The organism is Allorhodopirellula solitaria, from assembly GCF_007859855.1.
GTDB lineage: Bacteria > Planctomycetota > Planctomycetia > Pirellulales > Pirellulaceae > Rhodopirellula > Rhodopirellula solitaria.
This window is the reverse complement of sequence record NZ_SJPK01000001.1, coordinates 330,486-344,634: the sequence shown is the minus strand read 5'-3', so window position 1 is coordinate 344,634 and position 14,149 is coordinate 330,486. Positions and strand designations below refer to the sequence as shown.

Annotated in this window: 13 protein-coding genes; 7 read left to right on the top strand and 6 right to left on the bottom strand. The window is 58.5% G+C overall.

What is annotated here, in order from left to right:
* Nucleotides 1-35 precede the first annotated feature (35 nt).
* From CA85_RS01345 to CA85_RS01330, 4 genes are all read right to left on the bottom strand, one after another.
* Nucleotides 36-1,484 carry a type II and III secretion system protein family protein gene (locus tag CA85_RS01345; protein ID WP_186774682.1) on the bottom strand — a complete coding sequence of 483 codons (1,449 nt, stop codon included), beginning with the start codon at nt 1,482-1,484 and terminating at the stop codon, nt 36-38.
* Between the two features lie 19 nt (nt 1,485-1,503).
* Nucleotides 1,504-2,562: a Flp pilus assembly protein CpaB gene (gene cpaB / locus CA85_RS01340; protein WP_146389457.1), complete on the bottom strand. Its 1,059-nt coding sequence runs from the start codon at nt 2,560-2,562 to the stop codon at nt 1,504-1,506.
* 158 nt (nt 2,563-2,720) lie between these two features.
* The gene (locus tag CA85_RS01335) at nt 2,721-3,278 is read right to left on the bottom strand and encodes an A24 family peptidase (protein WP_146389455.1); all 558 of its coding nucleotides are present in this window, start codon (nt 3,276-3,278) and stop codon (nt 2,721-2,723) included.
* A gap of 2 nt (nt 3,279-3,280) precedes the next feature.
* The gene (locus tag CA85_RS01330; RefSeq protein ID WP_146389453.1) at nt 3,281-3,457 is read right to left on the bottom strand and encodes a Flp family type IVb pilin; all 177 of its coding nucleotides are present in this window, start codon (nt 3,455-3,457) and stop codon (nt 3,281-3,283) included.
* Nucleotides 3,458-3,662: 205 nt separating this feature from the next.
* Here CA85_RS01330 and CA85_RS01325 point away from each other — a divergent pair, with 205 nt between their 5' ends.
* The 5 genes from CA85_RS01325 (at nt 3,663) to CA85_RS01305 (ending at nt 8,694) form a co-directional block, all read left to right on the top strand.
* On the top strand, nt 3,663-4,004 hold the full coding sequence (locus CA85_RS01325; RefSeq protein WP_146389451.1) for a hypothetical protein: 342 nt from the start codon (nt 3,663-3,665) through the stop codon (nt 4,002-4,004).
* A 102-nt stretch (nt 4,005-4,106) separates the two neighbouring features.
* Nucleotides 4,107-4,661, top strand: a complete 555-nt coding sequence (locus CA85_RS01320) for a transcription termination/antitermination NusG family protein (RefSeq protein WP_146389449.1) — start codon at nt 4,107-4,109, stop codon at nt 4,659-4,661.
* Between the two features lie 283 nt (nt 4,662-4,944).
* Nucleotides 4,945-5,607, top strand: a complete 663-nt coding sequence (locus CA85_RS01315; protein WP_146389890.1) for an FKBP-type peptidyl-prolyl cis-trans isomerase — start codon at nt 4,945-4,947, stop codon at nt 5,605-5,607.
* A 57-nt stretch (nt 5,608-5,664) separates the two neighbouring features.
* Nucleotides 5,665-6,870 carry a hypothetical protein gene (locus CA85_RS01310; protein ID WP_246112394.1) on the top strand — a complete coding sequence of 402 codons (1,206 nt, stop codon included), beginning with the start codon at nt 5,665-5,667 and terminating at the stop codon, nt 6,868-6,870.
* A 642-nt stretch (nt 6,871-7,512) separates the two neighbouring features.
* Nucleotides 7,513-8,694 carry an alpha/beta hydrolase gene (locus CA85_RS01305; RefSeq protein WP_246112393.1) on the top strand — a complete coding sequence of 394 codons (1,182 nt, stop codon included), beginning with the start codon at nt 7,513-7,515 and terminating at the stop codon, nt 8,692-8,694.
* A gap of 137 nt (nt 8,695-8,831) precedes the next feature.
* On the opposite strand, the gene CA85_RS01300 is transcribed toward CA85_RS01305, so the two are convergent.
* Complete coding sequence (locus CA85_RS01300) at nt 8,832-9,782, bottom strand: phosphoribosylaminoimidazolesuccinocarboxamide synthase (RefSeq protein WP_146389445.1); 951 nt, start codon at nt 9,780-9,782, stop codon at nt 8,832-8,834.
* 174 nt (nt 9,783-9,956) lie between these two features.
* Between CA85_RS01300 and CA85_RS01295 the strand changes: the two genes are divergently transcribed.
* Both CA85_RS01295 and CA85_RS01290 read left to right on the top strand, forming a co-directional pair.
* Nucleotides 9,957-11,735: an endo-1,4-beta-xylanase gene (locus CA85_RS01295; RefSeq protein WP_146389443.1), complete on the top strand. Its 1,779-nt coding sequence runs from the start codon at nt 9,957-9,959 to the stop codon at nt 11,733-11,735.
* A 280-nt stretch (nt 11,736-12,015) separates the two neighbouring features.
* Nucleotides 12,016-12,609 carry a hypothetical protein gene (locus tag CA85_RS01290; RefSeq protein ID WP_146389441.1) on the top strand — a complete coding sequence of 198 codons (594 nt, stop codon included), beginning with the start codon at nt 12,016-12,018 and terminating at the stop codon, nt 12,607-12,609.
* A gap of 315 nt (nt 12,610-12,924) precedes the next feature.
* On the opposite strand, the gene CA85_RS01285 is transcribed toward CA85_RS01290, so the two are convergent.
* Nucleotides 12,925-14,022, bottom strand: a complete 1,098-nt coding sequence (locus tag CA85_RS01285) for a DUF1559 domain-containing protein (protein WP_146389888.1) — start codon at nt 14,020-14,022, stop codon at nt 12,925-12,927.
* Nucleotides 14,023-14,149: the final 127 nt, after the last annotated feature.

Here is a 14,149-nt window from a genome sequence, read left to right as displayed (position 1 = left end):
TTTCGCTAAATTCGCCACCTATTGGTGACGCGTTGCTAACGCCACTGCCGGTTGCTAGGGAGCGACGCGGTTGCGTGAGTGCGAGCCGTGGGCGAGCGGGGATCGACCGGTTGGGCGGCGTGTTCCTGATGGATCATGCCCTTGTCGAGGGCGTCGGACGTGCTGGTCGCGATGGAGGTGTTTGCTCGATCGTTTGCCTCCACCAATTCGACGGTGACTGTGACCAGCATCTCCATCTCGTCGGTGTCGCGGGGAGCGTCTCGGAATAGCGTCCCGGTGCTGGTACTGCTACTGCTATTGAGCTCGGGTTGCTGCGAGAGGACGCGCCGCACCGCAGCCCGCGACAATCCCCCTAGCACGAATGTTTGTCCAGCACGCAGTGTGACGATGGTCTCGACGCCGCGTGTTTGAAATGCGGGATATTGCGCCGACCCTGACGTTACCGCACGATCGGGATCCAACTCGCAGACCTCGGGACGCACTTGCAGTTGAATTTGGTCAGCGTCGACCTCGAGCGGATTGAATTCAATGCTCGTGCCGTAGGCTTCGTACGCAATGTCCACTCGCCCGTGTTCATCCAGCACGTTGGGAATGCGTCCACCGATCTTGAATCGGGCCGGACGACCTTGAGTGGTCACCAGAGTGGGAGACGCCAACACCGTCAAGAGCTGCTGCTGTTCGAGGGCCTGGAAGAGGGATTGGAGAGCGGTGGGGGATTCGAAACAGAGTTTCGATTTAGCTGGATTCAGGGCCGGTTCGGACCAGGGCGTGGTCAAGCCGAGACGTCGCAGCTTGGCACGGTTGACCTCCATCACCCGCGTGTGCAGCAACACCTGCGTGACGCCAGCGACCCGGATATTGTTGATCGCCAATGGATGAAATTGTTCCACGATGGCCAACGCTCGCTGGATATCCTGCTCACGGGTGACGTACCCCGACACGATCGCATTGTCTCGTATCGGCGTCACCTGCAATGACGCCCGCGGCAGTTGGGTGCGAAGGATTTCTGCCACCGAGGGTGTTTCGTCGACGACAGTGATAACGATCGTTTGGATTTGATTTTCTGTGTTCCATACCTTGAGCTGCGCCGTGCCAGGTTTCTGGGCCGTGATCTCAATCACCCGGTCGCTGACCGGATCGGCGGCCACGACTTCTTCATTGTCGATTTCAAATCGGGGAATGCGAGTGTTCATCGAGAGTGAACGGCTCGTGTCGACGCTTAGCTGCATCTGTTCGACGGGGCGCTCGATCCGATGGTCGGACGTATCCCGTGTCGAGAGTGTGGGTTGCTCAGCAAATACGGGCTGCGAGACCAGCAGCGTTGTTTGCCCGAAAATGCTTAGCAGACAAACCGCAGTGAACAACCGAATCGAATGGTGCGAATGAAATGGTCGCATCGTGGACAGCCTTTCGCTTGATAGGGTGCGCCGAATCGCGTCTGCCATCGTGTCGTCAGGGCGTGATGTCGAGAGTGAGTGATCCATCGTGTTCGAGGCACTCGGTTCAGTTCGTAGCGTGACCGGCATCGTGCCTGGTCACTGGTGATGGGGTGTCCTCTTCGAACCAATATTCCGTTTCGACTCCTCCGGACACCTTGAGCATCTTGAAGCCAGGTTGGGACGCTTCGGTCGACGCTTCGACAGGTCGGGGCTGGGCGATCGGTTGAGGCTGCCCGATTGATTCGTCCGGCGCGATTGATTCGGGCTGCGTGATTGGCTGGGGGGAGGCTGTGGGTGTCGGTAGTGCGATTGGGGCGGGGACGGACACGAGAGTGGGTGCTGAGGACATCGCGGCCGTCTGCAGCAGTTCGGACTGACGAAATTTCGGCGCGGGTTGGTGCTGAGACAACCAGGCGAGGAAATCGGCTGCAGATCGACTGGCTAGCTCTTCGTCAGATTCTTCTTCGAATTCCGTGGGACTGGCCAGGGCCAAACGGATCGTGCCCAGTTCGGTGGCGCAGGTCCATGCGGGAGCGTCGGAGCGTTGGATCAAAAGCGAGATCGATCCCAGCGGATTGACTGGAGCGCCGAGCGACCGATCCGGATCCACGGGGCTGGCATCGATTGCGAACACCTGGACACCCGTCAGTACCGTTTTGGCGATTGGCTCGACAAACCGTTCACTCTTATCGAAGTAGGCAACGACATCCACCCGATCGCCGGCCCGCAGTGGGTTGGGGGCCCCATGGCGGCCGTCGTCAGGCATCGAGACCACTCGGAAACCGCGTGGGATCGCTTGAGCGGTATCCGTGGCGGCGTCCATGAGCTTGGCAGCCATGATCGGTTCGCCTTCGTAGAACCGCTGGCGAGCAAATTTCCCTTCAAAGTTCGCGAGCTGGCCACCCACCCCTTTCGGAATCCGATCAATCGGCCATTTCTCCAGCCGGACTTTGTCAGGCGTGATCGCTTCGGCGACATCGATCGTGCGCACCGATACGAAAATCTCAACGGTTTGAACGGATGCAACCTCTGTCGAGGGAGCCAGCATCGAGCGGCTGACACCGACGGCGGCCAGAACGCCGACGACGCTAGCGATGAGGAGCGGAACGGTCTTGTTTCTCATGACAGCTTTCACTCGGGGACACCGACGAGGACCGATTGAGCCGCCGCTCACGTGCCGATGTGACACGCCGGTCGTCTCTCTGTCATCATCGGAGCGAGATCGCGTTCGGCTCGAACCGATGCACCCCGCATGAAAGAAACTGCCTAATCGTTTTATCTTTACATCAACATGTCGGCGTAGCCGAAGTATGCAATCGTGCCGATCGCCATCGGGATCGCATAGGGCAGCAACAGCATCGTCGGCTTGCGTTGCCGGGCAATCGCAGCGAGTTTTTTTCGATCGCGAATCGTTCGCCACTCCTGGAGAATCGTCAGGGTCTGAGCGTAATGTCTTAACCAATCGCCGGACATCCAGATCATCGCTGCGGCCATGATGCCGCCGACAATCGCGGTCGCGACGAACGCCTGGAAGGTGACCACGATCCCGCACCACGCACCGATTCCGGCAAGCAATTTGACGTCTCCGGCACCCATCCCCCCGACGTTGCGGAGAGGGAGCAGCAACATCATGCTCGCCATGCTAGCGACGACGCTCGATCCGAAACCGATCGCTCCTGTAGCGTAGGCCCCATAGACCCACCCGCTGACGATGAACGGGAGCGTCAGCCAATTGGGGACCTTCAGCGTCAAGCCGTCGATCACCGCTGCAATGATCAAGACAACGGTGACGAACCAGATGATCCCGTTTTCGGAGATGGCTGATGCGAACAGCGACATGTTTACCCACCGAGCTGCGAGGTGAGGTCGTTGGCATCGCTCACGGTATTCATGTCGGTGCCTCGGAGGATCGCCAGACATGTTGCGCCCATCAACGCGATCATCACGGCATACTCCACCGCGGTGGGCCCGTCTTCCTCTTTGAGAAAGTCCATGACATGTTCCGCAAACTTCTTCACAGGCATCTCCATTATGCTCCCGTTTTTCATGGCTAAGATTCTTGCCACCGAAAAATACCTCTGGAATGCGACAAGTCAAAGAATCAGTGGTGACGAGAGATCCTTTGAGTAGGAAAGCTGTCGATGCCGGATTGGTTATGTTGGTTAGCGAGACATTGCCAGTGAGACGAAAAAATCCAATCGAGACCGTCCAGGAGTGAATGAGATGGCGAAGTGTGACCAGGGGTATATGTGTGAGGTTTGCGGAGCGGAAGTCTCATCGATTGTGCAGAGCGATTTGTACCTGCGATATGTGCTCGGGCAACTCGATGCCGAAAAGCTGCATCTGTCGCCCGAGCGGCACCTCCGCTGCAATCCGGTGCTGACGCAGTACATTGACGATGACAGGTTTCCGCCTGTCGAGTTGGATGATGCCTTCGACAAACGCGGGCTCGATGCCGGTTTCGTTGCCGAGCAAACCGAGCGGGTCAGCAGTGCGTATCGGCGGCTGTGGGAAATTGCTTCGGCAGAGCAACCGATCAGTTTGTTGGATTACCCGCGTTTCTAATCATTAGGCTCAACAGGTTGGCCGGTCGGTCTATCCGCGGTAGTCTCTGAGCGAGTCCCAATCCATTCACACAGGAGCGCAGAGCTCACTGCCAGAACGCCGATGCCGATTCTACCTCCCGAGCCCGATTGCTTTCCCGACAACCTGTTCGCTCAACCCGAGTCATCGCAGTCGCGGTGGTGGTTGCTCTACACCCGCACGCGTCAAGAAAAGATGGTCATGCGGCGGTTGCGAGAAGTGGAGGTCGGCCACTACGGCCCGATGATCCCGAATCGAACACGTTCGCCCGCCGGTCGGATTCGCACATCCTATGTCCCGTTGTTCTCGACCTACGTGTTTTTACGGGGAGGTGAGGAGGAACGGCATGCCGCGATCTGTACCGGGTGTGTGCTCAAGGCCGCGGAAATTCTCGATGTGGAGCAATTGCTGGCGGACTTAGAGCAAGTCCAGTCGTTGATCGAACTCGGTGTTCCGTTGACCGTCGAGAGCCGTCTGCAGGCGGGGACCAAGGTGCGTGTCCGCAACGGATCGTTCCAAGGTTACGAAGGAACCGTCATTCGCCGCGAAAACGAAACCCGTCTGCTCGTCGCGGTCCAGTTTATGGAACAGGGCGTCAGCGTCAAACTCGAAGATTGTCAGCTCGAAACAATCGGTTGAGCTGTCCCATCGTATCGGCCGGCGGGGGGGCGGGACCGGCAGAATCGACCGTTTCGCACACCGCTCAGGTCAGGGGGAGTACAGAGGCCGCCTATCGTGGTATCCTGAGCCCCTGCTTGGAGCCGCCCCGTTGGATAATCTCCGCGAGGCTGATTGGAGGGCGGCGATAGGCGACCTACCGGGAACTCATTCGGGTTTCCACGTCCCACCTTCTACCTTCCACGAAGACACTCTCATGCTGCGACTGACGCTCCTTCCCCTTTCCCTATTGGCAACCCTGGCCATGGCAACCTCACTCCCCGGACAAGACACTCCCGCTACGGTCGATGACACGGTCGGCTACTTCCTCGGTTTCTCAGTGGGGCAATCTCTCTCCCAACAGGGATTCCAAGCGACGGACTTCACCAACGCTGGACTGCAACAAGGTTTGGCTGATTCGCTTTCTGGAAACGACCCTGCACTCACCGACGAACAGCTCGCTGAGGCTCAAGGCAAGATCCAAGCCATGCTGCAGAAGCGGCAAGCGGCGCGAAATGCTGAGATGCAGGAAGCAGCCGTCGCGAACTTGGGCAAGAGCAAAGCATGGATGGCTGAAAACGCAAAAGCCGAAGGCGTCCAACAGCTCGACAAGGGCATCCAGTTCAAAGTGCTCCAAGAAGGCACCGGTGGATCGCCTGCTCCCACCGATACCGTCCGTGTCCACTACACCGGCAAACTGACCAACGGCGAAGTATTTGACAGCAGCGTCCAACGGGGCGAGCCAGCTGAGTTTCCCGTCAACGGCGTCATCCAAGGATGGCAATTGGCACTTCAGAAAATGAAGGTCGGTTCGAAATGGATGCTCTTCATCCCCCCAGAGATGGCATACGGCGAACGCGGATCGCAGCCTAAGATCGGACCCAACGAAGTCTTGGTTTTTGAAGTCGAGCTGCTCGAGATCCTGTAGGCTCCCGTGTCCCCCCTACCGCCGGCTCCGGGCGGGCGAATTATGCGCCACGATCCGTTGTCCCATTCACTTGCTGCGGCCAGCTTTGGTCGCGGCGTGAGGTGGTTGTTCTGTTCGGTCGAACCACTGCAGTGGTCGATCGCTGTCTCTCTGCCGCTAGGAGTTCTAGCGGCCGCTTTCATTGTCGCAGTTCCTTCGCTGCTGGACGGCTCCAGGGCAGTGGACTGGTCCGCTTGGGCACCGCTGCTCGGGGCGTGGCTGGTTGGACTGGTGATCCAGGTCGTTGTGACGCAGGTGTTGTTCTCGATCCCAAAGCGATCGCGATTCGGCGGCGACCCAGTGCGTGATGACAGTGGCGATGATTCGCTGATGTACCGCACGGTGCTCACCATCGGTGGCGTCTGGATGGCGATCCCCGATATCGCAATCAATCGCAATCAACCCAGTTGGCTAGAAACCTTCGCGGGTGCCAGTCGTGTGCTGGCGCTATGGTCGCTGTTGCTGCTTTCGCTCGGTGCCGCGTGTTTGGGCTGCTTGCTCGTCGATACGTTGCTTGCGTCCGCCCCCGATTCGGCGGCGTCCTCGACGGCAACCACCGCAGCGGTCGCTGCCATGGATCGCCCCTGGGTTATCGCGAGTTGGATGTTTTGCTTGCAAGGGTTTTGGCAGCTACTGCCGATCCCGCAAGCCCTTGGCCGTGTCGGCTGGTCGGCTGCCATTGGTCTATTTGCGAGGCATCCCGACCCCCATGCCAATGATCGCAGCGAGGCGATCTTCGCGGTGCGGCGGGTGCAATGGTGGATTGTCGCGATCGCCCTGAGCACGCTGTTGGGTGGAGTGATGGCGATCCAGCTCAGTGGGATTAGCAGTCAAGCCGGAGGCCGCGTTTGGCCCGCCCTGAGCGGCGTGACCTTGCTCGCCCTCTGGTTGTTCATCTCCGCTCGGGGCCAAGACCTACTGGCGTCGCAAATGATATTGGCCGCTAATGGAGAAACCGGTGTGCTGCATTCCCGGATCGGAATCGGCCCGGCCTACCGACGATGGCAAGCGGAAAGGCAACAACGAGCGCGAACTCGAAAACTGTTGGAGGTGGCCAAACGCGAACGAGACGAGGCCAACGACGCCGCTCAAGTCGACGAGATTCTGCAACGATTGCACACTGGCGGGCCAGACTCTTTGAGCGACGAAGAACACGCAATTCTCAGCCGCGTCAGCGAGGCAATCCGCCAAACCCGAGCCCGCGACCAAAACCCCAAGCCATGAGCCGTCCGCGTTATCCGTGGCAACTACTCGCGGCGCGGGTGCTACCGACCATTGTCGCCCGAACGCTCTGCCGGCCGGTCCCAATCGAAGTGCGCTTCGCACAAGACGTCCGCGGCCATTCGAGAAACAAGCGGCGCGAGACCAGCCGAGATCGGGAAACCTCCAGCACACGATCTATTCGGATGAGTCTCTCTGCACAAGGATAACCTTCCGTACTGGTAGCCAAACTAAAGTTCTCCCTTTGGAAGCGCGACGGTATCCGTCATTCATCGCGATAGTTTCAGGACGTAGAAGTTGTCTCGGTCCCGCCCTGATCAACAGCGTTGCCTGGAGCCTCGGTGAAGCAGGGACCCTCTTTTCGTTTGCTTGAAAATCCCGCCTCCCGGATGGCTGCAACTCAGTTCCAAGCAGAACCCACGAATGAAAGATCAATCGCCAGTCTAGGTGTTGGCTCCCAATAGCTGATCTATAGTGGGGCCCAACGCAGTGTCCCGAGGCCAGGACAAGCCTAGCGACCGACTAAGCAACCCTCGTCCACTACGAAAACCGACACTTATTCATCGTGGGTTGCTAAACGAACACGGGTGAGATTGCGGAAGTTTTAACACGATACCCTTGGCCGTTTTAGATTGGAGCAGCGTGATGACAATCAGGTTGATGATAGCGATTATCGGCGGACTGTTGGCGACCTCGCCTCTGTCGGCGCAAAGCGACGTGGAGCGATTTGTAAATCGGATGAAGAACGATGACAAGAACGGTGACGGCAAGCTAACACTGGCTGAGTTTACCGGCCCTGATCCGTTGTTCAAACGATTAGATCGGGATGGTGATGGAGTGTTAGTGCTCGAGGATGCGGCAGCGAAGCTGAAGGAGGTTCGGGAACGAGCCAGCAGGTTCTGGGGCGAGAGGACACGTCCTGGAAGCGATTCACGGCGGAATCAGGGCATGCGTGCTAGGGAAACGCTAAAAGCACGGCCAGATCATAAAGACGTGCGGTACGGTGAGCACGAGCGCAATGTTCTCGACGTCTACCAGTCCGAAAGCGACGGCGAAGAACTTTCGCCGTGCATGATTTGGATCCATGGCGGAGGGTTCCGAAGAGGAGACAAATCAGAAGGGAGCTTGTTTGCAGCCAACTTTACGAAGAATGGAATTCACTTCGTGACCCTAAACTATCGCTTAAGCCAACACGCGGTTGCGCCAGCGAGCTTTCATGACTGTGCGCGAGCGCTGCAGTTCATACGACGAAATGCAGAAAAATGGAATATCGACAAGACGCGAATCGCGGTGGGCGGCGGTTCGGCCGGCACAGGTTTAGCGCAATGGCTGGCCTACAAAAATGACCTGGCAGACCCCACGGCCCACGACCCCGTCCTGCGTGAATCGACCCAGGTTTCCGCCCTGATTTTGCTCAACGCACAAACCTCATACGATTTCCGCTGGATCAAGGAACACATCCCTGGCGACGCCTGGCAAGGCGAAGCATTGCAGCAGCTATTCGGGTATACGATCGAAACCGCTGGCGAGATTGACTCTGAAAAATTTCGCGTGATCGAAGAGTGCTCGCCCATTAACCACTTTAGCAGCAACGCCCCTCCGACCCTGTTTTTTTACCGGCGTTCGAGAGACCCAATGGTTGCGGAACAGAACGCGATGGATGGTATCCATCATCCGATATTCGGTTTCGAATTGAAGAAGCTTGCGGATGAGAATGGCGTTGAATGCGAAGTCTATACCGTGGAGAACGAGAAGGATCGTGCATTTTACAATCGTCGGTGGGACCACGCGGTCCGATTCCTAAGAAAGCGTTTCCATCTGCAATAGCTGGAATGCCGAGGGTTTCCAATGCGTCCAATCGCACCTCCGCGTTAGGCTCAGTAGGCAGAAACCAGCGCCCGGGCCAATTCGTGGGTGAACAGAGCGGGTGGCCTCACCTCCGGTGCCTGACTGATGTCAGGTTCTCAAGCAGTTCCGGCTTGCAGACGCTCGGCGCCTTCGCGGTAGCGGGCGGCGGTTTTGGCCACGATGTCCTCGGGCAGCGGGGGTGGTGGGCTGTTGCGATCCCATTGGGAATTTTGTAACCACTCGCGAACGAACTGTTTGTCAAAGGATCGCTGGGCACGCCCCGGTTCGTACTCGTCGGCGGCCCAGAACCGGGAGCTATCGGGCGTCAAGACTTCGTCGATTAAAATCAGTTTCCCATCGCAGACACCGAACTCGAATTTAGTGTCGGCGATCAAGACGCCTTGGCGGGCCGCGATCTGAGCGGCGTCTTCGTAAACGATGAGGCTCGTCGAGCGGAGCTGCTCGGCGGTCTCGAGCCCGAGCTGTTCGATCATGACATCGATGGGTACGTTTTCATCGTGCCCTTCTTCGGCTTTGGTCGCGGGGGTGAAGATCGGCGAGGCGAGCTGTTCGCATTGCTGCAATCCCGGTGGGAGAGCAACGCCGCAGATCTCGCCGGAATCCTGGTACGCCTGCCACCCACTGCCTTCCAGATACCCTCGCACGACACATTCAAACGGCACCACTTCCGCCTTCCGCACGACCATGATCCGGCCTTCCAACGGCTCGGTGTCCACGCGGTCGGCGACCCGTTTGGGGACATCGGTGCTGATCAGGTGATGTTGTAGCGGTGTCCCCGCAGTGGCCAAGCGACCCCCGATCTCGCCGCGGTCGACGGCATCAAACCAAAACTGGCTCATCGTGGTGAGCAAGGCGCCTTTGCCGGGAATACCGGAAGGTAGGATATAGTCGAAGGCGCTGATTCGGTCGGTACTGACGATCAGCAAACAGTCGCCGAGATCGTAGACATCGCGGACTTTCCCTTGGCGACGGGGAAAGGGCAGACTCGTTTGCAGGAGTGAGCCAGCGGAATCGAACCGATAGACTTCTTGAGATGGTGTGTTCATTCCTCAAATTTCGCATAGCCGATCCCGTTTGAACAGATAGGTTCCCAATGCGGAAGAATCGACCTATCTCGCGATACCGGGCCGGACCGACTAGGATAGAGGGAGGTCGCCCCCACGGAGGCGGCAATTCCGATCTTTCCATCCCTGCACACGGCACCGAGAAATTTGACAGCTATGGGTCAGATGCACTTTCATGTCCCAGATGCCGCGGCCGGTTTCTTTCACGCAAGCCGCTGGGAAGACGCCTACTTGTGTGGCATGGAAGGGGTTCCCTGGCAGACTCGCAACGTGTTCCGCCCGCACGAATCCGCGGGGCTGGGTCCGGTTAGCTCGGCCGCCGACTTGCCAGCGGCGTTTCGTCGGGCAGCCGATTCCGGTGGGCGATTGACGCTCACACGCAGCGTCGACAATTCGGCGAAACTGCTGATCACGTGCCCGATCGACCGTGTGGGCTACCGAGTCCTGACCACCTGCTCACTCCGCTGCGTCGAGGCGTCTCACTCACTGGTGACTGAACTGGCACGGGGCAGCTGCCATCGCGTGCGAACGCAGGCCGATATCTGGCAGCGCGGCGGGCTCTGTCTGAGCGATGAGTTCGATGAATTGGTCACCCGGGGTACCGAGCGTTTTCTGGATGCACTGCAACCTCGCGCAGCTGAGCAGACTGGCCAGTCGTCACCGGGCCGCGCGTTCGCCATTTGCGAATCGGAGATTCAATCCACCCGCGCCGCCCTCGAGTCGATCTCACTACTCGAACAAGCTGCGGCGGAACTGAGCGATCTTTTTGCCGCCCAGTCGATGGCGTTCCGCCGGACTCGAGAGCCACGATTGAGCACGATGATGGCTGCTGGAGTGCTGCCGAGCGACCAATCTATCTCGCAGTCGGCGAGTTCAAATGCAGCGACCTCGAACGCCGCGAACCCGTCGCGAGCATCCGGTTCCCACCGCACCCCGGCGACGCAATCTTCGGCGAACTTACCCGGCAGGGAAGCATGGAGTGGGCTCGATGATGGCGCCGATACGATTTTCAACGAGATCGCTCAGGCCTTCAATGCGGTCGCTGTGCGGATCAGTTGGGGAGAGATCGAGAACGCCTCAGGGACACCCGACTTCACCACCGCCAATCGCATTCTCGATCAGTGCGCCAAAATTGGGATGCGTGTGATCGGTGGTCCCGTGATCGACCACCGGGCTGGGATGCTGCCGGATTGGCTAACGCTGATGGACAACCATTTCGATCAGCTGATGTCAGGGATGACCAAATTTGTCGAAGCGACAGTGACGGAATTCCGAGGCCGCGTCCATCTTTGGAACGCCGCTTCGGGCCTGAATGTTCGCGGCCCGTTGGGGCTCAATGATGAGCAGGTCATGCGGTTTTCGATCGGGGTGCTGCAAACCATCCGCCGCTGTGATCCTCACACGCCTGTGGTGATGTCGATCGACCAGCCCTGTGGGGAGTATCTGGCCCAGCACTCTGACGGGATCTCGCCGATTCATTTCGCCGACGCACTGCTGCGCAGCGGATTAGGCTTGGCTGGTATCGGGCTGAACTTCCGGTTTGGTTACGACAAAGGAAACACGCATCCTCGCACGGCGCTCGAGTTTTCTCAGCAGATCGATCGTTGGGGGACGCTCGGTTCGCCGTTGCTCGTGCAGCTATCCGTCCCGGCGGCTCCCGGTATCGACCCCGCCGCGCGGATCAAGACTTCGCCCGTGTCGTTGGCTCCTGAGATGAACGGCCAAGTCGACGCTTGGGCGCGCCAACAGCGTGACTTCGCTCGTCCGCTGATCGACACGTTGCTGGCCAAGCAGATCGTCCACGCGGTCGTGTGGGACGGCGCCTCCGATCAGCTTCCTCACGTGATGCCGCACACCGGCGTGATCGACAGCGATGGTGCTCCCCGCCCCATGCTCGATTATCTCACCGGCTTGCGTGAAGAATTGTTGATGTGATGCAGCGGGCCAACGTGTGTGTCACCACACCGTTGCTATTGAGCCTAACCAATCCGATGGCGGCTACGCATCTCGCTATTTTTTGAGCATGTGATCCCTTCCGTATCGCCGATCGGCGGTGCCATCTCGCGCCTTGGCAATGAGGGGCCTGCGTCCAGTGCAAAGCTCTTTGCTCTGAGTGATATATTTGCTTCATCTTTGCACGGTTCCCATCTGGGCGACGCGGCTGTCGCGTTGGCGTTGGCGGCGCAACATGTTTCACAATCACAGAGGTCGAGATATGCAGAAGACAAACCGAACTTGGGCTGGCGCGGTTGCAATCGCGCTGACGCTGACATTTTCTTTCACGGGATGCGGTGACTCGCGGCCCGAGGGGATGCCAGAAACCTACCCCACTACTTTGGCGCTCACGCAGGCTGGCGAGCCGCTGGCCGATGCGACGGTCGTGCTCTATCCGGAAGACTCAACGCTGACCCGTTGGCCTGTCGGTGGCGTCACCGATGAGCAGGGCGAGGCAACACTAATGACATCCACCCAGTACCCAGGCGCACCGGCTGGAACTTTTAAAGTGATCGTCACGAAAAGCGTCACCGAAGGCGACCCGCTGCCCAAGCATCCGGGACAAGGAGCGACGCGCGAGCAGATCAATGAATACGACCGCGCTATGAAAACGGGGAAGTTTGAGGTATTCAAAGTCATCGCCAAGGAATACCGCACGGCCGGGACAACTCCACTGACGGTGGAAGTCGTCAGCTCGGGCGAAAACACGTTCAGCGAAGACTTGGGCGCCGCCGTCAAAGAGATTGACAAACAGGCCAGTGCCACGGCGGGCGGTGACGAGGATTACGTCCCCATGGGTGGTAACCCCGAATGAGATTCGAGCCAAGCGGTGGTTCGAAGCTTGCCCGTGACGGGCTGTCTCTGCACTGAGCAGTGCTGATACTGGTGACAGCTTCGCGAACGGCAAAAAGAATACCCGGCGGGGAGGCACAGACCATCGAGCTAAGATGCTGTGCCTCCCGTCCGCCGGGTCTTGCCGTCGCCTTTCCGGGCTGTCGATTCCTTGAGCCGAGACGCGTACGCGGCCGGGTGGGCGACGCTACCCCGGGGCCTTACGGCCCTCGGCCCACCACTGCGGCGTCAACGCCGGTTCAATCGACAGCCCATTTCACTGGTGGCCGTCGGTGTCCTAGTAATCAGTAGGCGTCTCGGCACCGCGATGCGTTCCGAGTGCACCCCAGATACCGTAGGGGCTCTCTCCCGATAATGGCTGAGACTGGGTCAAGTCCCCACTGTCGATGGAATCGGTGATGAAACGCACCGAACCGTCCATAAGCGCCCCTTGGACGCCGCCGGTGTGATGGCTATTGGGCGTGAAGATCGCTGCCCAGTATCCAGTGGGACTATCCCAGCAACTCGGACCGTTGGGCGGGACGACTGTATGAAAGCCATTCCACGGTGTCCCTGTTTGGAAAAAGTTTCCACGCCATGAATCGCAGGGATTCAGATAGAGATTTCGATTCTCTGGATCGACGACGCTGGTAACACACACATCGGGATGGATCACCGGTTGCGCGCCGTCGGGATCGAGCAAAGCCCCGTTGTAACCCGAGCTTCCTTTGACCTCCAAAGACCAGTTGCCAGTCGCGGAACTTGCTGATTCACTGAATGCCAAAGTGTGACTCGTTCCATCGAGAATGTCCCGGAACTTAATCCACGATTCCAGATGGAATGGGCCTCGATGTCGAGCTTGAACGTATTGGTTATTGACATAGTTGGGGTGGTGCCACGCGGCGTCGAGCTTCAGCATGCCGTCGCCCATGTTGAACATGTAGTTGATCCGAGCATTATTGGCATAGGTCGACGGCTGCGACGAGTTGGGAGATGACGGGCACAGCACTCCCGGCAAGATCGATTCATACTCCGGTCCGTTAAACATCCGAGAGAATGCAGAGGTCGACGCAGCAAGTCGGACCTGGATAGTCTCATACCGAGCCTGCTGCTCGATGTACGGCAGCAACGCCACCGTCACGCCAGGGTAGTAACGCGCGACATTTTGTCCTTTGGGTAGGACCCCTGCCGAAGGAAACGTGTTGAAACTGGAGTGGTAATTGTGAAGTGCCAGACTCATCTGCTTGAGTCGATTGCTGCACTGCATTCGTCTGGCTGCTTCCCGTGCGGATTGCACAGCGGGCAAGAGCAGCCCCACGAGAACACCAATGATCGCGATGACAACCAGTAGTTCCACCAGAGTGAATCCACGGGAACGCTTGAACCTAAATTCCATCTTTGCTTTCTTTCTTTTCTAGACAATGTGAAACCAAAAATGCCGTGTGGGGGTTGGCACGAAACCAAACCATACCACAGGATGGAAGTAGCCTGGCGCAGGGTTCTTATCTAAGCCCCAAAGGCGT

Coding starts and splice junctions, on each gene's coding strand:
- CA85_RS01345 (WP_186774682.1), bottom strand. CDS start 1,484: ATGGATCACTCACTCTCGACATCACGCCCTGACGACACGATGGCAGAC.
- cpaB (WP_146389457.1), bottom strand. CDS start 2,562: ATGAGAAACAAGACCGTTCCGCTCCTCATCGCTAGCGTCGTCGGCGTT.
- CA85_RS01335 (WP_146389455.1), bottom strand. CDS start 3,278: ATGTCGCTGTTCGCATCAGCCATCTCCGAAAACGGGATCATCTGGTTC.
- CA85_RS01325 (WP_146389451.1), top strand. CDS start 3,663: ATGGCGAAGTGTGACCAGGGGTATATGTGTGAGGTTTGCGGAGCGGAA.
- CA85_RS01320 (WP_146389449.1), top strand. CDS start 4,107: ATGCCGATTCTACCTCCCGAGCCCGATTGCTTTCCCGACAACCTGTTC.
- CA85_RS01315 (WP_146389890.1), top strand. CDS start 4,945: ATGGCAACCTCACTCCCCGGACAAGACACTCCCGCTACGGTCGATGAC.
- CA85_RS01305 (WP_246112393.1), top strand. CDS start 7,513: ATGACAATCAGGTTGATGATAGCGATTATCGGCGGACTGTTGGCGACC.
- CA85_RS01300 (WP_146389445.1), bottom strand. CDS start 9,782: ATGAACACACCATCTCAAGAAGTCTATCGGTTCGATTCCGCTGGCTCA.
- CA85_RS01295 (WP_146389443.1), top strand. CDS start 9,957: ATGGGTCAGATGCACTTTCATGTCCCAGATGCCGCGGCCGGTTTCTTT.
- CA85_RS01290 (WP_146389441.1), top strand. CDS start 12,016: ATGCAGAAGACAAACCGAACTTGGGCTGGCGCGGTTGCAATCGCGCTG.
- CA85_RS01285 (WP_146389888.1), bottom strand. CDS start 14,022: ATGGAATTTAGGTTCAAGCGTTCCCGTGGATTCACTCTGGTGGAACTA.